The following is a 19256-nucleotide window of genomic DNA, read 5'->3' on the forward strand; positions in this document are numbered from 1 at the left end:
CAACGCACGACCACGTCCTACCCTCGACATGCGGACCCCAGCCCAAGCGCTGGACCAGCTGCTGGCCAACCGGCCAGCAGCCTGACCGTTGCTAACACCGGTTGACCTCGCCGAGACCTTCGGCGGGTCGAGTCGAGACTCCCGGTTCCTCGGCGCGCCACAAGCACCGACTCGCGCCACCACAAGCGCCGACTCGGCGCGCCACAAGCACCGACTCGCGCAACCACAAGGGCCGACTCGGCGAGAAGGGGGGAGCGGGCGGTGGGGCGTCCACCCCCTGGACGGAGGGGGTACGGCGGGGGTCGGGCATGATCACCTAGCCACGCGACGGCGCTCCTGCGCCCGGGGACGGCTGGGTCGTCCCGCGCCGCCACGACCGCGCTGATGCGCGAGGAGGACGCTGCCATGAGCGCGACCACGAGAACCCCGTCCGACGCGCCCGCACCCGCAGGGCGGCGCACCGAGGAGCCGTCGAGCCGGTTGAACCGGCCGGTGTTCGCGGTCTCGGCGACGTTCATCATCGCCGTGACGCTGTGGTGCACCATCGCCCCGGAGCACGCCTACTCGACCCTCGGCGACCTGGTCGCGTGGGTGTCGACCTGGTTCGGGTGGTACTACGTCGCGCTGGCGACCGGCATCCTCGGGTTCGTCCTCTTCCTCGGGTGCTCCCGCTACGGCTCGGTGCGCCTGGGCCCGGAGCACTCGCGCCCGCAGTTCAGCACCGGGGCGTGGTCGGCGATGCTCTTCGCCGCCGGCATCGGCACGGACCTGATGTTCTACGCCGTCTACGAGCCGGTGACGCAGTACCTCGCGCCGCCCTCGACCGAGGCCGGCACCGTCGACGCCGCCCGCGAGGCCACCGCCTGGACGCTGTTCCACTACGGGGTGACGGGGTGGGGGATGTACGCCCTGATGGGCATCGCGCTGGCCTACTTCGCCTACCGGCTTCACCAGCCGCTCGCGGTCCGTTCCGCGCTGTACCCGCTGATCGGGCGTCGGGTGAACGGCCCGATCGGGCACTCCGTCGACGTCGCCACGGTGCTCGGCACCATCTTCGGCGTCGCCACCTCGCTCGGCATCGGTGTCGTGGGCCTCAACGTCGGGCTGGACCTCGTGTTCGGGCTGCCGCAGGGACTTCCGGTCCAGGCCGCGCTCATCCTGGTCGCCGTCGTGATCGCCTCGGTCTCGGCGGTGAGCGGCGTCGAGCGCGGCATCAAGCGGCTCTCCCAGGCCAACGTCCTGCTGGCCGTCGCGCTGGTCGTCTTCGTGCTCGTCACCGGGCGCACGTCGTACCTGCTCAACGCGGTCGTGCTCAATGTCGGCGACTTCGTGCGGCTGTTCCCCGAGATGTCGATGCAGACCTTCGCCTACGAGGACACCGGCGACTGGATGAGCTTCTGGACGCTGTTCTTCTGGGCCTGGTGGATGGCCTGGGCGGCGTTCGTCGGGCTCTTCCTGGCCCGGATCTCGCGCGGCCGCACGATCCGTCAGTTCGTCGTCGGCACGATGATCATCCCGTTCACCTACATCGTGATGTGGGTGTCGGTCTTCGGCAACGCCGCCCTCGACGAGGTCCGCAGCGGCAACGTCTCCTTCACCCGCACCGCCTCCGAGGCGATCGATCCCTCGGTCGGGCTGTGGGCGCTGCTCCAGGAGTACCCCGCCTTCACCTTCACCGCCGGCCTGGCGATCGTGGTCGGCCTGCTGTTCTACGTCACCTCGGCCGACTCCGGCGCACTGGTGATGGCCAACCTGTCCTCGCACCAGCGCACCGTCCACGACGACGCGCGGCCGTGGCTGCGGGTGTTCTGGGCGGTCGCGACCGGCGCGCTGACCCTCGCCGCCCTGGCGGCGGGCGACATCTTCGCCCTCCAGTACGCCACGGTGGTGATCGGACTGCCGTTCGCCTTCGTCATGCTCGCGGTGGGCTGGGGTCTCTACCGCGCGCTGCGCACCGAGATGCACCTCGCCGACAGCCGCGACAGCGTGCTGCCCGGCGCCCTGTCGGGGCGGAGCACCGACCCGAGCGACGCCCGGCCAGCGGTGCCGTGGCAGGCCCGGATACGCCGGATGATGTCGTTCCCGCCGCGGGCGCGCGCCGAGCAGTTCTGCGCCGACGTGGTCACCCCCGCCCTGGCGGACGTGGCCGCCGAGCTCACCGAGCAGGGCGTCGCGGCGACGGTCCGCGTCGAGGACACCGACGGCGAGCTCGCCGTCGAGCTGCGCGCGGAGGTCGGGGGAGCGCTCACGTTCTGCTACCGCGTCGAGCACCGCAGCGCCCCCGTCCCGGCGTACGGCGGGGCACCGCTGCTCGGCAGCGACGTCTACAGCCGCCTCGAGGTGCACCTGCTCCACGGCGGCGAGGGCTACGACGTGATGGGCTACTCGCGCACCCAGCTGCTCGACGACGTCATGGACCAGTACGAGCGACACCTGGAGTTCCTGCGCCTGCGGGACGGGGCCGGGGCCTAGCAGCACCCGCGGGCCGCCGCCCGGGCATCGTTTCGCCCGGCGGGGCCGCGGGTACGGGCAGGCGGTTCCCGACCCCTCGCACCAGGAGCTCGCCCGTGAGCCAGGCAGATCCAGCAGCGCCGGCGCAGCCCGAGGGCGATTCCGAGCTCAAGCGGAGCATCACCGGCCGGCTGCTGTACTTCTACGTCCTCGGCGACGTCCTCGGGTCCGGCATCTACGTCCTGATCGGCGCAGTCGCCCTCGCCGTCGGCGGCGCGTTCTGGATCGCCTTCGCGGTCGGCATCACCGTCGCGACCATCACCGGCCTCGCCTACGCCGAGCTGGTGACGAAGTACCCGCAGGCCGCGGGCGCCGCGCTCTACGTCAACAAGGCGTTCCGCAACCCGATGCTGACCTTCCTGATCACGGTCTGCATGCTGTCCGCGACGTACGCCGCCGCGGGCTCGCTGGCCAACGGCTTCGCGTCGTACTTCAAGACCGTGTGGGAGCTGCCCCCGGAGCTGCTGCTGACGGTGGCGTTCATCATCGTCCTGGCAGTGGTCAACTTCATCGGCATCACCGAGTCGGTGATCGCCAACATGGTGATGACCCTCGTCGAGGTCAGCGGCCTGATCATCATCTTGATCATCGGGGTCTGGTACATCGCCCAGGGCGACGCCCGGTTCGCGACCCTCGTGGAGTTCGACACCGGCGACAACAGCGCGCTGCTCGGGGTGATCTCCGGCGTCGCGCTGGCGTTCTTCGCGATGACCGGCTTCGAGAACGCCGCCAACGTCGCGGAGGAGACCATCGACCCGGGCCGGACTTTCCCGCGCGCGCTCGTCGGCGGCATGGTCACCGCCGGCGTCATCTACGTCCTGGTCGCGGCGGTCACCGCGCTGACCGTGGACATCCCGGTGATCCAGGAGGCCGGTCGCAACGACGAACCGGCGCTGCTGGAGGTCATCGAGAAGGGCATCATCCCGGTGCCGGTGGGCTTCATGACCATCCTGTTCGCGATCATCGCGATGGTGGCGATCACCAACACCACGCTCGTCTCGGTGGTCACCCAGTCGCGCATCCTCTACGGCATGGCCCGCGAGGACGTCGTCCCGGGCATCTTCGGCCGCATCCACTCCACCCGCCGCAGCCCGTGGGTGGCACTGGTCTTCTCCGCCCTGGTCGTCTGCGGGCTGCTGGTCTCCGGCGCCGACATCGCCCGGCTGGCCACCGTCACGGTCGTGTTCACCCTGTTCATCTACGGCCTGGTCATCGTGTCCGCGCTCAAGCTGCGCGGGCAGGACGAACGCGAGGACACCTTCACCGCGCCCCGGCCGCTGCTGCTGCTCGGCGTGCTGGGCAACGCGGTGCTCCTCGTCTACGTCGTGTACGACGACCCGAGCTCGCTGCTGTGGTGCGCGGCGTTGCTCGCGATCGGCGTCGCCCTCTTCATCGTGGAGAGGATCTTCGGCGGCCGCACCCGCCCGCCCGGCCGGGACCAGGGCGAGACCGCCCTCGGCGAGCCGGTCACCCCGGATCGGCAGGAGGACTGAGCCATGCACATGATCGTCGCCACCGACGGGTCCAAGCAGTCCCTGGCCGCGGCCCGCTACGCCCGCCAGGTGATCGACCCCTCGAGCGTCACCGACGTCTCGGTCGTGGCGGTGCTGCGTCCGCTGGCCGCCGTGTCCTTCGCCGACGACCTGTCCGGCTCCGACCGCGAGCGCGCCGGCGTCGAGAGCATCAGCTTCCGCGCGGCCGCGGAGAGCTCGGTCCGGGTGGTGGCCGAGGTCTTCGCCGACTGGGGCCCGCGCGTGCACCGCAAGATCCGCAGCGGCTCGCCCGCCAACGAGCTGATCAAGGCGGCCCGCACGCTGGAGGCCGGGCTGGTGGTGGTCGCCTCCGGCAGCCGCGGGCTCAGCGAGACCGTGCTGCTCGGCAGCACCGCCCAGCGCGTCCAGCACTCCGCGCCCTGCCCGGTCCTCGTCGTACGCCCGACACCGCGGCGCAAGCGCTGAGCACCGACCGCCCGCCCCCGCGGCACCCGCACCGGGGGTGGGCGCACGTAGGCTGGGCGGCAGCATGAGCACCCCCTCCCTTCCCGGTTTCGAGCACCTCCTCGAGGTGCGTCCCGACGACTCGGCCCGCCAGCGGCGTGGCCCCTCCCGTGAGCAGCTGCTGGACGGGCTCAACGAGCCCCAGCGCGCCGCGGTGGTGCACGAGGGCGCGCCCCTGCTGGTGGTGGCGGGCGCGGGCTCGGGCAAGACCCGGGTGCTGACCCGGCGCATCGCCTGGCTGATCTCCGAGCGCGGTGCCCACCCCGGCTCGATCCTGGCGATCACCTTCACCAACAAGGCTGCGGCCGAGATGAAGGAGCGCGTCGAGGAGCTGGTCGGCAAGCGCGCCCGCATCATGTGGGTCTCGACCTTCCACTCCGCGTGCGTGCGGATCCTGCGCAAGGAGATCGACCGGCTGGGCTACAAGTCCTCGTTCTCGATCTACGACGCCGCCGACTCCAAGCGGCTGATGTCGATGGTCATCAAGGACCTCGACCTGGACCCGAAGCGCTACCAGGCCGGGCCGCTGCTCAACTGGGTCTCGAACCACAAGAACGAGCTGCACGGCCCCGAGGAGGCCGCCAAGGAGGCGGCCAACAAGCTGGAGGAGACCTACGCCGCGGCGTACACCATCTACCAGCGGCGCCTGCGGGAGGCCAACGCGCTCGACTTCGACGACCTGATCATGATGACGGTCCACCTCTTCCAGGCCTACCCGGACGTGCGCGAGACCTACCGCCGCCGGTTCCGCCACGTGCTGGTCGACGAGTACCAGGACACCAACCACGCGCAGTACGCCCTGGTGCACCAGCTCTGCGCCGACCAGCCCGAGCAGGACCGCCGCGAGGACCCCACGGCCGTCGAGCCGGCCGAGCTGATGGTGGTGGGCGACGCCGACCAGTCCATCTACGCCTTCCGCGGCGCCAACATCCGCAACATCCTCGACTTCGAGCAGGACTTCCCCAACGCCTCCTCGATCCTGCTGGAGCAGAACTACCGCTCCACCCAGACCATCCTCACCGCCGCGAACGGCGTGATCGCGCACAACAAGGGACGCAAGCCCAAGCGGCTGTGGTCCGACGCGGGCGACGGCGAGCGGATCGTCGGGTACGTCGCCGACGACGAGCACGACGAGGCCCGGTTCATCTCCGGCGAGATCGACAAGCTCGTCGACGCGGGCGCGAAGGCCTCCGACGTCGCGGTGTTCTACCGCACGAACGCCCAGTCCCGCGTGCTGGAGGAGGTGTTCATCCGCACCGGCCAGCCCTACAAGGTGGTCGGCGGGGTGCGCTTCTACGAGCGCCGCGAGGTCCGCGACGCCCTCGCCTACCTGCGGCTGCTGGCCAACCCGGCCGACGAGGTCTCGCTGCGCCGCATCCTCAACACCCCCAAGCGCGGCATCGGCGACCGCGCCGTGGCCTGCGTCGTCGCCCTCGCCGAGCGCGAGCGGATCACCTTCTGGGAGGCGCTGCGCCGCGCCGAGGAGGCGCCCGGCCTGGCGACGCGCTCGCTGAGCAGCATCCGCGTCTTCGTGGCGATGATCGAGGAGCTCCAGTCGATGGTCGAGGCGGGGGAGCGGGCCGACGTGGTCCTCGAGTCCGTGCTCGCCCGGTCCGGCTACCTCGCCGAGCTCGAGGAGTCCGACGACCCGCAGGACGCCACCCGCGTGGAGAACCTCGCCGAGCTGGTGGCCGTCGCCCGCGAGTTCAGCGACGACCCGGTCGCTGGCCCGTCCGCCGACCCCAGCGACGTCGACGCCGGCACCGTCGTGCCGGGCCTGACCGACTTCCTGGAGCGAGTGGCGCTGGTCGCCGACAGCGACCAGATCCCCGAGGGCGGGGAGGGCGTGGTCACCTTGATGACGCTGCACACCGCCAAGGGGCTGGAGTTCCCGATCGTCTTCCTCACCGGCCTCGAGGACGGCGTCTTCCCGCACAGCCGGGCCCTGGGCGACCAGACCGAGCTGGAGGAGGAGCGCCGCCTGGCCTACGTCGGCATCACCCGCGCCCGCGAGCGGCTCTACCTCTCCCGCGCGGTCGTCCGCTCCGCCTGGGGCGCCCCCGCGCACAACCCGGGCTCGCGGTTCCTCGACGAGCTGCCGGTCGACCTCGTCGACTGGCGCCGTACGGAGGCCGCGCAGACCCGGTGGAGCCGGCCCGACCTCTCCGGCGGGTCCTCCGGCCAGCGCCTCGGCACCCCGACCGCGGCCGGGCGCCGCAACTTCTCCTCCGCGGCGCTGCGCGTCGATGCCGCCGCGAAGGCGAAGAAGTCGCGGGAGATCCCGTCGCTGGCCCCGGGGGACCGGGTGCTGCACGACTCCTTCGGCATGGGCAGCGTGGTCGCAGTCGAGGGCGCGGGGGACAAGTCCGTGGCCTCGATCGACTTCGGCTCCGAGGGCGTCAAGCGGCTGCTGCTGCGCTACGCGCCGGTCGAGAAGCTCTGAGGACCCGCTACTGAGGACGGCCGCTCAGCGGCCGGCCACCTCCGCGCCCTCACGGACCCGCCACGGGGTGCCGTCGACCTCGACCCGGTTGCCGACCACGTCGATGTCGCGTCCGAGGGTGCTACGAGGGCACCGGATCGCCGTCGCGAGCGTGCTGGGTCCGAGCGTCCGGGAGCGCAGGCCAACCCGGCCGAAGAGACCCAAACTCGGTCGCCGGCAGCCAACGGCGGCCAAACGGCCGCCCCTCACGGGACCCGAAATGGGCTCGACCCCGCACGTCGTGGGACGTGCGGGGTCGAGGGGGACTGTGCCCCGGATCAGGCTCGGATCGGGCCGCCGCTCACGGGTGGAGACCGTGGTGGTGGAGCTGCGACTCCGGGTCGACCGGGTCGCCGCCGCCGGGACGGACCTCGAGGTGGAGGTGCGGGCCGGTGCTGTTGCCGGTCGAGCCGAGGGTGCCGATGCGCTGGCCGGCGTGGACCTTGTCGCCCACCGAGACCTCGATGGAGGTCTGGTGGCAGTACCAGATCTCGGTGCCGTCCTCGAGGGTCAGCACGGTCTTGTTGCCGTAGGCGCCCTCGTACCCGGTGGAGGTGACGGTGGCGTTGGCCACCGCGAGCAGCGGGGTGCCCGCGGGGGCGGCGAAGTCGAGGCCGGTGTGGACGCTGGCCCACAGGCCCGAGGACTGGCCGTAGCGGGCGGTCAGGCGGTAGCCGCTGACCGGGAGCACCCACTGGTTGCGCTTGATCTTCTCCGCCTGCGCCTCGGCCTGGGCCGAGAGCTTCTGCAGGGCGGTGTTGCGCTGGGCGTTCTTGGCCTCGGCAGCCTTCACCAGCTTGCTGTCGGTGGCGTCGTCGAGGGCGTCGCGGGAGCCGTCACGGCTCACCACGTTGCCCCGGGGCCGCACGGACCCGGTGCTGCTCGCGCCGCTGAGGGCGCTGGCAGCGACGATGGCGCGCTTCGCTTCGGGGGACGGCTCGGAGTCGTCGGTCGAGGTCACCACGGCTCCGCCGATGGAGGCGGCCAGGGCGGCGGCGCCGACGGCCGCAGGGACCGAGGGCAGCAGGCGCCGGCGTCGCGGCGAGGGCTGCTTCACCGCGCGGCGCTTGCCGACCGGCCCGACGAGCGGGATGGTGACGGTGCCGTCGGGGTCGCCGAAGACGGTGGTCCGGTCGAGACGGGCGGCGGGTTCTTCCTCGACGCGGCGGACGTCGGCCTCGAGGCCGTGCTCGGTGGGGTCGAGGGGGACCGGCGTCGTGGCGACGGCCGGTGCGTCGGTCAGCGCGGGGGCGCTGGCCGGGGGGGTCAGCTCAATGGTCGGAGTGCCGCTACGCCCGGCGACGCGCTTGCCGGCGTACCTGACGTGTGTGGTCTCCGAGGGGCGGCGACGGGTGTCGCGGCGTTCCGCTCGGTGGTTACCCATGAATCGATGGCTCCGCAGTGGTGGGTGCGTCTCGTGCTTCGGACAGGCGACCCAAACACTAACGGATCGACCGGGACCCCACGAAACAACTCGTAACGCCGATTGTGACGCGGATCTGACGATCATGCGGTGGTTTTCCACCGGTCCCGCTCAGCGCTCGTGGTCCAGACCACGTTTCACTCTGTGGGACGTGGTGGGGATCACGACCCGTTCCCGCCTCCGCCAACCCAGTTCTGGGTACGGGGTGGATCTGTCGGATCCGGCTGCGGAGTCACCGCATCATGCCCTCGATCCGGTTTCGGCGTCGATTCGAGGTGGGGGTGGGCCGTGGGGTCCTCCGCAGCATGCCGGACGGGGCTCGGTGAGGGTATGCCGTGCATCACTCCGGACCCCTCGGCCCTCGTGCCGCAGGGGCCGACGGGTCTATCGTGCCCCGGGTGTGCCGAGACGACCGGCCCGTGATGGTCGAGGGCTCCGGCGCCAATCCGTGACTGCATGCTGACTAGAGACTGGTGGAATCAGTGGATCTGATGGAGTACCAGGCGAAGGAACTCTTCGCCAAGCATGGCGTGGCCACCACCCTGGGAGTGGTCGTCGAGACCGCCGAGGAGGCCAAGGCCGCTGCCGAGCAGCTGGGCGGCGTGACCGTCATCAAGGCTCAGGTCAAGGCCGGCGGCCGCGGCAAGGCGGGCGGCGTCAAGATCGCCAAGACCGCCGACGACGCCTTCGAGCACGCCTCCAACATCCTCGGCATGGAGATCAAGGGCCTCACGGTCAACCGTGTCCTGGTCACCCCGGCCACCCCGCCGGTCGAGGAGTACTACTTCTCCTTCCTCCTGGACCGCGCGAACCGCTCGCACCTGTGCATCGCCTCGGTCGAGGGCGGCGTGGAGATCGAGGAGGTCGCCAAGACCAACCCCGAGGCCGTGCGCCAGATCCCGATCGACGCGCTGGAGGGGGTCACCCCCGAGAAGGCCGCCGCGATCGTCGACGACGCGAAGTTCCCCGCCGAGCTGCGCGACCAGGCCATCGAGATGGTCCAGGCGCTGTGGAAGGTGTACGTCGAGGAGGACGCCACCCTCGTCGAGGTCAACCCGCTGGCCCGCCTCGAGGGCGACAAGCTCGAGGCGCTCGACGGCAAGGTGTCGCTCGACGACAACGCCTCGGAGTTCCGTCACCCCGACCACGCCCAGTTCGAGATCCGCGAGGAGGCCGACCCGCTCGAGGCGAAGGCCAAGGACCTCGGTCTCAACTACGTCAAGCTCGACGGTGCCGTCGGCATCATCGGCAACGGCGCGGGCCTGGTCATGTCGACCCTGGACGTCGTCGCGTACGCCGGCGAGGCCCACGGCGGCGTGAAGCCGGCCAACTTCCTCGACATCGGCGGCGGCGCGAACGCCACCGTCATGGCGAACGGTCTCGACGTGATCCTCAACGACCCGCAGGTCAAGAGTGTGTTCGTCAACGTCTTCGGTGGCATCACCGCGTGCGACGAGGTCGCCAACGGCATCAAGGGCGCCCTGGAGATCCTCGGCGACAACGCCACGAAGCCGCTGGTCGTCCGTCTCGACGGCAACAACGTCGAGCAGGGCCGCGCGATCCTGGACGAGCTGAACCACCCGCTCGTGACCCAGGTCGACACCATGGACGGTGCGGCCGACAAGGCCGCCGAGCTGGCGAACGCCTGAGAACGGAGACCTGACAACATGACGATCTACCTCAACAAGGACTCCAAGATCATCGTCCAGGGCATCACGGGCGGGATGGGCTCCAAGCACACCAACCTGATGCTCCAGGCCGACGCCAACATCGTGGGCGGTGTCAACGCCCGCAAGGCCGGCACCACCGTCGAGCTGAACGGCAAGGAGCTGCCCGTCTTCGGCACCGTCGAGGAGGCCATGAAGGCCACCGGCGCCGACGTCTCGGTCGCCTTCGTGCCGCCGGCGTTCACCAAGGACGCCTGCATCGAGGCCATCGACGCCGAGATCCCGCTGCTCGTGGTCATCACCGAGGGTGTCCCGGTGCAGGACACCGCGGAGGTCTTCGCCTACCTCCAGGGCAAGAAGACCCGCATGATCGGCCCCAACTGCCCCGGCATCATCTCGCCGGAGGAGTCGCTGGCCGGCATCACGCCGCACACCATCGCGGGCAAGGGCCCCATCGGCCTGGTCTCCAAGTCGGGCACGCTGACCTACCAGATGATGTACGAGCTGCGCGACTACGGCTTCTCGACCGCCATCGGCATCGGCGGCGACCCGATCATCGGCACCACGCACATCGACGCCCTCGAGGCCTTCGAGAACGACCCGGAGACCAAGGCGATCGTGATGATCGGCGAGATCGGCGGCGACGCCGAGGAGCGCGCCGCGGCGTACATCAAGGACCACGTGACCAAGCCGGTCGTCGGCTACGTCGCGGGCTTCACCGCCCCGGAGGGCAAGACCATGGGCCACGCCGGCGCCATCGTGTCGGGCTCCTCGGGCACCGCGCAGGCCAAGAAGGAGGCCCTCGAGGCCGTCGGCGTGAAGGTCGGCAAGACGCCGTCCGAGACCGCCTCCCTCATGCGCGAGATCATGAAGGACCTGGCGTGAGCCTCTGATCCAGGCGATCGCTCGAAGGCCCGTCCCCGGTTCGCCGGGGGCGGGCCTTCGTCGTACGACGGGGGAGGCGCGGCACCCGGTGCGGCGCCGGGGCGCCGGGCGCCCCGGCTCAGACGCTCAGGGGTCAGGACCCCGGGACCGGCAGTCGGCCGAGCCGCGACAGCGAGCGCTCGGCCAGCGCCACGAAGGTGGAGTCGGACATCTGCACGTCCGGGGCCGGCACGAAGCCGATCTGGGAGAGCGCCCCGCCGCGGCGGGCCAGCGCCATGAGGTACCGCACCGAGGTGTTGTCGTCGATCTCGACGGTGACCTTCCAGACCGACAGGTCGATCTGGCCCTTGCTGCGGTTGAGGACGAGGTCGACCTCCGTGCCCGGGAAGCGCTCGGGGCAGCTCTGCATCCGCGAGCGGATGGTGGCCACGAAGTCCCGCGCCTGGGCAGCAGGCAGCGCGCCGATGGTCTGGGTGAGGCCGAACGAGGCCGGCAGCCGGGCGCCGGGGACCACGAAGGTCCGGGTGGTGCTGTCGGTCCAGCCCTTGCCCCGGAAGGTGGCCTCGTCGCAGCGGGTGGCCGCGAAGTTCTGGCGCACCTCGCGCGGGGCGGTGCCGACCCAGGGCTGGCTCACCCTGCCGACCGGCGGGAGGTCGACCTCGGAGAGCATCGCCGGGACGATGCCGACCGCCACCGGGTCCACGGTGCGCACCTCGGGTCGCTTGACCGCGCACTCGCCGGCCTCGGGGAGGCGGCACACCTTGTCGACCGCCCGGGCGAGCAGGGCGGCGTTGTCGCGGATGCTGGGACCGGCGTCGGTGGTGGCGGTGGTGACGAGTGCGGTGGTGAACCGGCCCGTGCGCGCGACCGACGCCGCGATGGTGACCGGGCCGTCCCAGTCGCGCAGGACCAGCAGCATCGCCTGGTCGCCGACGTCGCGGACCCGGTGGGTCGAGACCAGCTGGGTGCGGCCCTGGGTGCAGCCGGCGAACCACCCGAGCGTCGTGCGGTAGGCCCGCTCGGCGGCGCGGTCCTGGTCGGAGCCCTCGACGGTCTGGGTCGCCGTGCGCCGGGGGTTGCCCGGCTTGGTCTTGGCGCGGAAGTCCTTGACGAGGTAGGTGGAGCTGTTCGGGTCGGCGTAGCGCTGGAGCTGGCAGGGCAGCGCGGCGCCGTCGCCGTCGGCGTTGGCGTTCGGGGTGCCCCCGCTCCAGCCCCGCGCGGGCAGCAGTTTGTCGAAGTCGCCGGTGGTGAGCATGTCGCTCGCCTCGAGGCGCGGCGCAGGCGGCTCGTCGGACACCACCGAGCCGCCGTCGCCGCCGCGGTCCAGGCCCGGGCGTACGCCGTCGGTGCTGCTGACCGCGATCCCGCCGACGACGAGGACGGCGACGGTGCCCAGCACGCCCGCGGCGGTGTGCAGGCGGCGCCGGGTGATGCCGCTGCGACGCACGATCGTGGTGCGGGGGAAGCGGGTGCCGGCCACGGCGCGCTCGAGCGGGGCCATCAGCTGGCCCACCTGCGCCGGCGGCACCCCGCTGGCGGCGGCGAGCCGGGTGGTCGCGCTCTGCAGCAGGCCGTCCGCGACCTGCCGGGTCACGCCGATCTCGCGGGCGAACTCGTCGGGGGTCCCGTCGGCCAGCAGCGTCAGCAGCAGGATCCGCCGCTCGTCGATGCTCAGCGTGTCGAGGGCGTCGAGGGTGGCACGGACCTCCGGGTCCTCGGTCTTCTCCTTATGCCAGGGGCGGGCGGAGTGCCGGCGAAGCGCGTGCGCCCATGCCTGCGGACGGGTCCAGGCCTCCGGGTCGCTCTCGGCCTTGCGCCAGTGGTGCCAGGCGATGACGAACGCGTCCCGGACCGCGGCCCGCGCCGCCGGCAGGTCGCCGGTCAGCGCGTAGGTCTGCAGCAGCAGACGCTGGCGCGCGTCCGTGTAGAACGCATCGAACTCGTCGGGGCTCCTCATGGCGGCATCCAACCTACGCGACTCCCGGGCACCCACGCCCCCGACGACCGACGCGTGAGGCACCCGCCGGCGGTCGAGCGGGGGGCGCCGGCGGGCGGCCGTCGAGGCCTCCGCAGGCTGCGCGTCCACGTCGGGTGTGGGGGTCTCGCGGGACTCGACCAGGTGGGCGCGGGGCCTGGCGGGGGCGGTCGGTGAGACGTGCCTCGAGCCGGGGGCCGCGCGGCGTGGGAGCCGCAGGGCTCCGGGGGAGCGGGTGATGATGGTCCGGTCATGACCTCGCTGCTCACTGCACCAGCCCGAGCGCGGGCGGACCTGCGCGACCGCCGTCCGCTCGCGCTGGTGACCCTGCTCGCCGGCGCCTGCGCCGCCCTGATCCCGATGCTGGGGTGCATGGGCCTCGCCGTCGTCGGCTGGTTCCTCAGCGACGCCGGCGCGCACGGTGAGCCCCGCGACGCGCTGCGCGTCGGGGCGCTGGGCTGGCTGCTCGGGCACCGCTCGGGGATGCAGGTCGACGGTGTCGCGGTGAGCGTCGTACCGCTCCTGGTGACGCTCGGGTGCGCCTGGACGGTGTGGCGGGTGGGCCTGCGGGCCGGCGCCGCGATCTCCGGGCACGGCCCGGACGCCGACGCCATCGCCGACGGCGTGCGGGACTGGACGGTGCCGGTCGCGACGATGATCTTCACCGCGACGTACGTCGTGCTCGCCGCGGTCACCAGCTCGGTCGCCGGCACCGGCGCCACCGCGCCCGACACCGGCCGGGTGGTCGTGTGGTCGGTGCTGCTGTGCGCCGTCGTCGGCGGGGCCGCGATCGCGACCGGGTCGGGGCGCGCCGCCATCTGGGCGACCGCGCTGCCGCCCGTCATGCGCGGGTCCAGCGCCATCTGCGCCAGCGTGCTGCGGACCTGGTTCGCCGTGTGCGCGGCGGTGCTGGTGCTGGCCGTCCTGGTCGACCTCGGCACGGCCGAGAACATCCTGTCCCAGCTCGACCTGGACGCCGGGGACACGACGGCGTACCTCCTGGCCGCCGCCACCGTGGTGCCCAACGCGCTGGTCTTCGCCGGCTCCTACCTGCTCGGTCCCGGCTTCACCGTCGGCGTCGGCACCCTGGTCGCGCCCTCCGGCGTCTCGATCGGGGCGCTGCCGCTCTTCCCGCTGCTGGCGGCGCTGCCCGACAACGGCCCGGCGCCCGGCTGGGTGTCCGCGGTGATGGTGCTGCCGCCGCTGGTCGCGGTGGTGGCGACCCTGCGCGCGCACCGGACCCGGCCCACCGACCGGTGGGACGAGGGCATCGTGCGCGGCCTGGTCGGCGGCGTCCTCGCCGGTCTCGCCTTCGGTGTGCTGGCCGTGCTGGCCGGCGGCGCGGTCGGCCCGGGCCGGATGAGCGACGTCGCGCCGTTCGCCGGGGACGTCCTGGTGCACGCGGTGACCGCGTTCGGCCTCGGGGGCCTCGTGGGCGGGGCGGTGGCCACCTGGCTGACGCGCCGCTCGGCGCGCCGCTGAGGCTCACTAGGATCCGCGGGTGACCGTCTCCAGCCCCGCCCGTCTCGTCGTGCTCGTGTCGGGCTCCGGCACCAACCTGCAGGCCCTGCTCGACGCGTGCGCCGACCCGGCGTACGGCGCCCGGGTCGTGGCGGTCGGCGCCGACCGCGAGGGCATCGAGGGGCTCGCCCGCGCCGAGCGCTCCGGGGTGCCGACGTTCGTCAACCAGGTCTCGCACTACGGCAGTCGCGAGGACTGGGACCGGGCCCTGGCCGACCGGGTCGCGGCGTTCGAGCCGGACCTGGTGGTGCTCGCCGGGTTCATGAAGCTGGTGGGGGAGAGCTTCCTGGCCCGCTTCGGTGGCCGCACCGTCAACACCCACCCGGCGCTGTCGCCGTCGTTCCCCGGCATGCACGGGCCCGCCGACGCCCTGGCGTACGGCGTGAAGGTCACCGGCGCGACGCTGTTCGTCGTCGACGCCGGCGTCGACACCGGCGTGATCGTGGCGCAGACGGTCGTGCCGGTCGAGGACGACGACGACGTCGAGTCGCTGCACGAGCGGATCAAGGTCGCCGAGCGCGAGATGCTCGTGGAGAGCGTCGGGCGGATGGCCCGCGAGGGCTTCCGGGTCGAGGGACGTCGCGTCCACCTGGGCGTCGCGCCCCGCGGCTGAGCGCGCGGGCGGGGCCGGTGGGCGTGCGTCGGCGGGCGGCCCGCGCTCGATATGCTGGTCGCACACGACTGGCGCAGGTGGGTCCACCACCAGGGAGTGACCCCCTCGGGGGCAGCACGGAGCATCGACCGCCTGGGTGCTCCCGAGTCCGCACCGCACCCGAAGCAGGAGTGAACCCGGAGTGAACCCCGTGTCTGAGAACCGCGTCCCGATCAGGCGAGCCCTGGTCTCCGTCTACGACAAGTCCGGCCTCGAGGAGCTCGTCCGCGGGCTGCACGACGCGGGCGTCGCCCTGGTCTCCACCGGCGGCTCGGCCGCGCTGATCGAGGGCCTCGGCCTGCCGGTCACCAAGGTCGAGGAGCTCACCGGGTTCCCCGAGTGCCTCGACGGCCGGGTCAAGACCCTGCACCCGCGCGTGCACGCCGGCATCCTCGCCGACCGCCGCCTGGACTCCCACGTCGAGCAGCTCGCCGAGCTCGAGGTCGAGCCGTTCGACCTGGTCGTGTCCAACCTCTACCCGTTCACCCAGACCGTCGCCTCCGGCGCGGCGCCGGACGAGTGCGTGGAGCAGATCGACATCGGCGGCCCCTCGATGGTGCGCGCCGCCGCCAAGAACCACCCCTCGGTCGCGATCGTGACCAGCCCGGAGCGCTACGCCGACGTGCTCGCCGCCGTCGCCGCGGGCGGCTTCACCCTCGCCGAGCGCCAGCGCCTGGCCGCCGAGGCGTTCGTCCACACCGCGTCGTACGACGTGGCGGTGGCCTCCTGGATGGGCAACGTGCTCACCGACACCTCCGCGGGCACCGGGTTCCCGGCGTGGACCGGCGCGACCTGGGAGAAGCAGGCGGTGCTGCGCTACGGCGAGAACCCGCACCAGCCGGCCGCGCTCTACACCGACGGCTCGGGCCGCGGCCTGGCCGGCGCGACGCAGCTGCACGGCAAGGAGATGTCCTACAACAACTACACCGACACCGACGCGGCCCGGCGCGCGGCGTACGACTTCGACGAGCCGGCGGTGGCGATCATCAAGCACGCCAACCCGTGCGGCATCGCGATCGGCGCCGACGTGGCCGAGGCGCACCGCCGCGCGCACGAGTGCGACCCGGTCTCGGCGTTCGGCGGCGTGATCGCGGCCAACCGCCCGGTCAGCGTCGCGATGGCGGAGCAGGTCGCGGAGGTGTTCACCGAGGTGATCGTCGCCCCGGGCTACGAGGACGGCGCCGTCGAGGTGCTCCAGGCCAAGAAGAACATCCGGATCCTGGTCTGCGAGTCCGACACCGACCTCGGCGGCATCGAGGTCCGCCCGATCAGCGGCGGGCTGCTGATGCAGGCCGTCGACCGCGTCGACGCCGTGGTCGAGGGCGGCGGGGACGACCCGTCGAGCTGGACGCTGGCCACCGGCGAGGCCGCCTCGCCCGAGGTGCTGGCCGACCTGGCCTTCGCCTGGCGCGCGTGCCGCTCGGTGAAGTCCAACGCGATCCTGCTGGCCAGGGACGGCGCCTCGGTCGGCGTCGGCATGGGCCAGGTCAACCGGGTGGACTCCTGCAAGCTCGCCGTCGAGCGGGCGGGGGAGCGGGCCGCGGGCTCGGTCGCCGCGTCCGACGCCTTCTTCCCGTTCGAGGACGGCCCGCAGATCCTGATCGACGCCGGCGTCAGCGCCATCGTGCAGCCCGGCGGCTCGATCCGCGACGAGCGGACCATCGAGGCCGCGAAGGCCGCCGGCGTCACGATGTACTTCACCGGCACCCGTCACTTCTTCCACTGAGGAGCCGCCATGACCGCACAGAAGCTCGACGGCACCGCCACCGCGGCCGCGATCAAGGACGAGCTGCGGGGTCGCGTGGCGGCCCTGCGCGAGCGGGGTGTCGTGCCCGGCCTGGGCACGATCCTCGTCGGCGACGACCCCGGCTCGCGGTGGTACGTCGGGGGCAAGCACAAGGACTGCGCCGAGGTCGGCATCGAGTCGATCCGCATCGACCTGCCCGGCACGGCCACGCAGGAGGAGATCGAGAAGGCCGTCCAGAGCCTCAACGACGACCCTGCCTGCACCGGCTACATCGTGCAGCTGCCGCTGCCCAAGGGGCGTGACGAGAACCGGGTCCTGGGGCTGATCGATCCCGCCAAGGACGCCGACGGCCTGCACCCGACCAACCTCGGCTGGCTGGTGCTCGGCAAGGAGGCGCCGCTGCCGTGCACGCCGTACGGCATCGTCGAGCTGCTGCGCCGCCACGACGTGGAGATCAACGGCGCCGAGGTGGTCGTGGTCGGTCGCGGCGTGACCGTGGGCCGTCCGCTCGGGCTGCTGCTGACCCGCCGCTCGGAGAACGCCACCGTGACGCTGTGCCACACCGGCACCCGCGACCTGGCCCAGCACGTGCGCCAGGCCGACATCGTCGTCGCGGCGGCCGGCGTACCCGGCATCATCACCGGCGACATGGTCAAGCCGGGCGCGGCGCTGCTCGACGTGGGCGTCTCGCGCGTCGACGGCAAGATCGCCGGCGACCTCGCGCCCGACGTGTGGGACGTCGCCGGGTGGGTCTCCCCGAACCCCGGCGGGGTCGGTCCGATGACCCGCGCCATGCTGCTCGCCAACGTCGTGGCCGCGGCGGAGAAGGCGCTGGGCTGACGCCGATGACCGCGCAGGAGGCACCCGAGGGGGGACCGGACCCGGTCGTCCCGACCGAGGCCGAGGTGGTCGCGGACCTCGAGGCGGTGGATCGGCCCCCGGCCCCGCCCGTGCGCCGCTACCCCTCGACCATCGGGGGTGCCTTCTACATCGGCATCATGCTGGCCACCGCCATCGGGATGACGATCGTCGTCCTCGGCAGCTGGCGCACCGGGGTCCGCTGGATCGCCGGTGCGCTGGTGCTGGCCGCGTTCCTGCGCCTGGTGCTGCCCCGCAAGGACGCCGGCATGCTCGCCGCCCGGCACCGCTTCTTCGACGTGCTGTTCCTCGGCTCCCTCGGCGGCCTGCTCCTCTTCCTCGTGCAGACCATCCCCGACCAGCCCCTCTGACCCCCCACACTCTTCGCCGAGTCGGCGCTCGTGGCGATCAGCTCCACCACAAGCGCCGACTGGGGCAACCACAAGCGCCGACTGGGGCAACCACAAGCGCCGACTCGCGGAGGGGTCAGATGAGGCCGAGGCCGGTGACGGCGTCGCGCTCCTCGACGAGCTCGGCGACGGAGGCGTCGATGCGGGCGCGGGAGAAGTCGTCGATCTCCAGGCCCTGGACGATCTCCCAGTCCCCGTTGCTGGTGGTGACGGGGAAGGAGGAGATGAGGCCCTCCGGGACGCCGTAGGAGCCGTCGGAGGCGACCGCCATCGAGACCCAGTCGCCCGCCGGCGTGGAGCCGAGCCAGTCGCGGGCCGCGTCGATGGTGGCCGAGGCGGCCGAGGCGGCCGAGGACGAGCCACGGGCCTCGATGATCGCCGCGCCGCGCTTGGCGACGGTCGGGATGAAGTGCTCGGCGATCCAGTCCTGGTCACCGACGACCTCCGCGGCGTTTCGCCCGGAGACCTCGGCGTGGAAGAGGTCGGGGTACTGCGTCGCGGAGTGGTTGCCCCAGATCGACATCTTGGTGATGTCGGTGACCGACGCGCCGGTCTTGGCCGCCAGCTGGGAGATCGCCCGGTTGTGGTCGAGGCGGGTCAATGCCGAGAACCGCGCGGCCGGGATGTCGGGGGCGTTGCGCATGGCGATCAGCGCGTTGGTGTTGGCCGGGTTGCCGGTGACCCCGATGCGTACGTCGTCCGCCGCGACCTTGTTGAGCGCCTGGCCCTGCGCGGTGAAGATCGCGCCGTTGGCCTCCAGCAGGTCGCCGCGCTCCATCCCCTTCGCACGCGGGCGGGCGCCGACGAGCAGCGCGAGGTTGACCCCGTCGAAGAGCTTCTCCGCGTCGTCGCCGATCTCGATGCCGGCCAGCGTCGGGAACGCGCAGTCGTCGAGCTCCATCACCACGCCCTCGAGGGCCTGGAGCGCCGGGGTGACCTCCAGCAGTCGGAGCTCCACCGGACGCTCACCGAGCGCGCCACTTGCGAGGCGGAACAGCAGGCTGTAGCCGATCTGGCCGGCTGCACCGGTGACGGCCACCTTGAGAGGGGTAGGGCTCACGTTCGACTCCTTCGTCGGAAAGTCACCGCCAACGGCGGTCGCGCGCCCGACGCTAGCAGCGCATCGGC

The 19256-nt window shown here is 72.2% G+C and carries 14 protein-coding genes; 11 read left to right on the forward strand and 3 right to left on the reverse strand.

Annotated features, from left to right (window positions below):
• Positions 1–405 precede the first annotated feature (405 nt).
• The 4 genes from betT (at position 406) to pcrA (ending at position 6951) form a co-directional block, all read left to right on the forward strand.
• Complete coding sequence (gene betT, locus HOQ23_RS19900) at positions 406–2472, forward strand: choline BCCT transporter BetT (protein ID WP_172217280.1); 2067 nt, start codon at positions 406–408, stop codon at positions 2470–2472.
• A 95-nt stretch (positions 2473–2567) separates the two neighbouring features.
• Positions 2568–4004: an APC family permease gene (locus HOQ23_RS19905; protein WP_172217282.1), complete on the forward strand. Its 1437-nt coding sequence runs from the start codon at positions 2568–2570 to the stop codon at positions 4002–4004.
• A 3-nt stretch (positions 4005–4007) separates the two neighbouring features.
• Complete coding sequence (locus HOQ23_RS19910; RefSeq protein WP_172217284.1) at positions 4008–4469, forward strand: universal stress protein; 462 nt, start codon at positions 4008–4010, stop codon at positions 4467–4469.
• A 64-nt stretch (positions 4470–4533) separates the two neighbouring features.
• Positions 4534–6951, forward strand: coding sequence for a DNA helicase PcrA (gene pcrA, locus HOQ23_RS19915; protein ID WP_172217286.1), 2418 nt, complete (start codon positions 4534–4536; stop codon positions 6949–6951).
• A gap of 340 nt (positions 6952–7291) precedes the next feature.
• On the opposite strand, the gene HOQ23_RS19920 is transcribed toward pcrA, so the two are convergent.
• A complete protein-coding gene (locus HOQ23_RS19920) occupies positions 7292–8374 on the reverse strand; it encodes a M23 family metallopeptidase (RefSeq protein WP_216654477.1) in 1083 nt (360 codons plus the stop codon).
• A 521-nt stretch (positions 8375–8895) separates the two neighbouring features.
• Here HOQ23_RS19920 and sucC point away from each other — a divergent pair.
• On the forward strand, positions 8896–10062 hold the full coding sequence (gene sucC, locus HOQ23_RS19925) for an ADP-forming succinate--CoA ligase subunit beta (RefSeq protein WP_172217336.1): 1167 nt from the start codon (positions 8896–8898) through the stop codon (positions 10060–10062).
• Positions 10063–10080: 18 nt separating this feature from the next.
• Entirely contained in the window at positions 10081–10965 is an 885-nt protein-coding gene (sucD, locus tag HOQ23_RS19930; protein WP_172217288.1) for a succinate--CoA ligase subunit alpha, read from the forward strand.
• Between the two features lie 133 nt (positions 10966–11098).
• Here sucD and HOQ23_RS19935 read toward each other — a convergent pair whose 3' ends face one another.
• On the reverse strand, positions 11099–12922 hold the full coding sequence (locus HOQ23_RS19935) for a sigma-70 family RNA polymerase sigma factor (RefSeq protein WP_172217290.1): 1824 nt from the start codon (positions 12920–12922) through the stop codon (positions 11099–11101).
• A 270-nt stretch (positions 12923–13192) separates the two neighbouring features.
• Between HOQ23_RS19935 and HOQ23_RS19940 the strand changes: the two genes are divergently transcribed.
• The 5 genes from HOQ23_RS19940 (at position 13193) to HOQ23_RS19960 (ending at position 18089) form a co-directional block, all read left to right on the forward strand.
• Entirely contained in the window at positions 13193–14422 is a 1230-nt protein-coding gene (locus HOQ23_RS19940; protein WP_172217292.1) for a DUF6350 family protein, read from the forward strand.
• A gap of 19 nt (positions 14423–14441) precedes the next feature.
• Positions 14442–15074: a phosphoribosylglycinamide formyltransferase gene (gene purN / locus HOQ23_RS19945; protein ID WP_172217294.1), complete on the forward strand. Its 633-nt coding sequence runs from the start codon at positions 14442–14444 to the stop codon at positions 15072–15074.
• A gap of 190 nt (positions 15075–15264) precedes the next feature.
• Entirely contained in the window at positions 15265–16839 is a 1575-nt protein-coding gene (gene purH, locus HOQ23_RS19950; RefSeq protein ID WP_172217296.1) for a bifunctional phosphoribosylaminoimidazolecarboxamide formyltransferase/IMP cyclohydrolase, read from the forward strand.
• 9 nt (positions 16840–16848) lie between these two features.
• Entirely contained in the window at positions 16849–17700 is an 852-nt protein-coding gene (locus HOQ23_RS19955) for a bifunctional methylenetetrahydrofolate dehydrogenase/methenyltetrahydrofolate cyclohydrolase (RefSeq protein WP_172217299.1), read from the forward strand.
• Positions 17701–17705: 5 nt separating this feature from the next.
• The gene (locus HOQ23_RS19960) at positions 17706–18089 is read left to right on the forward strand and encodes a DUF3017 domain-containing protein (RefSeq protein WP_172217301.1); all 384 of its coding nucleotides are present in this window, start codon (positions 17706–17708) and stop codon (positions 18087–18089) included.
• 115 nt (positions 18090–18204) lie between these two features.
• Here HOQ23_RS19960 and HOQ23_RS19965 read toward each other — a convergent pair whose 3' ends face one another.
• Positions 18205–19188, reverse strand: a complete 984-nt coding sequence (locus tag HOQ23_RS19965; RefSeq protein ID WP_172217303.1) for a malate dehydrogenase — start codon at positions 19186–19188, stop codon at positions 18205–18207.
• Between the last annotated feature and the right edge of the window lie 68 nt (positions 19189–19256).

Origin of the sequence: Nocardioides sp. zg-DK7169 (genome assembly GCF_013155365.1) — a bacterium.
GTDB lineage: Bacteria > Actinomycetota > Actinomycetes > Propionibacteriales > Nocardioidaceae > Nocardioides.

Excerpts from the sequence above, each read along its gene's own strand:
- HOQ23_RS19955 (WP_172217299.1), top strand. The coding sequence starts at position 16,849 with ATGACCGCACAGAAGCTCGACGGCACCGCCACCGCGGCCGCGATCAAG.
- HOQ23_RS19960 (WP_172217301.1), top strand. The coding sequence starts at position 17,706 with ATGACCGCGCAGGAGGCACCCGAGGGGGGACCGGACCCGGTCGTCCCG.
- betT (WP_172217280.1), top strand. The coding sequence starts at position 406 with ATGAGCGCGACCACGAGAACCCCGTCCGACGCGCCCGCACCCGCAGGG.
- HOQ23_RS19910 (WP_172217284.1), top strand. The coding sequence starts at position 4,008 with ATGCACATGATCGTCGCCACCGACGGGTCCAAGCAGTCCCTGGCCGCG.
- HOQ23_RS19920 (WP_216654477.1), bottom strand. The coding sequence starts at position 8,374 with ATGGGTAACCACCGAGCGGAACGCCGCGACACCCGTCGCCGCCCCTCG.
- pcrA (WP_172217286.1), top strand. The coding sequence starts at position 4,534 with ATGAGCACCCCCTCCCTTCCCGGTTTCGAGCACCTCCTCGAGGTGCGT.
- HOQ23_RS19935 (WP_172217290.1), bottom strand. The coding sequence starts at position 12,922 with ATGAGGAGCCCCGACGAGTTCGATGCGTTCTACACGGACGCGCGCCAG.
- HOQ23_RS19940 (WP_172217292.1), top strand. The coding sequence starts at position 13,193 with ATGACCTCGCTGCTCACTGCACCAGCCCGAGCGCGGGCGGACCTGCGC.
- sucD (WP_172217288.1), top strand. The coding sequence starts at position 10,081 with ATGACGATCTACCTCAACAAGGACTCCAAGATCATCGTCCAGGGCATC.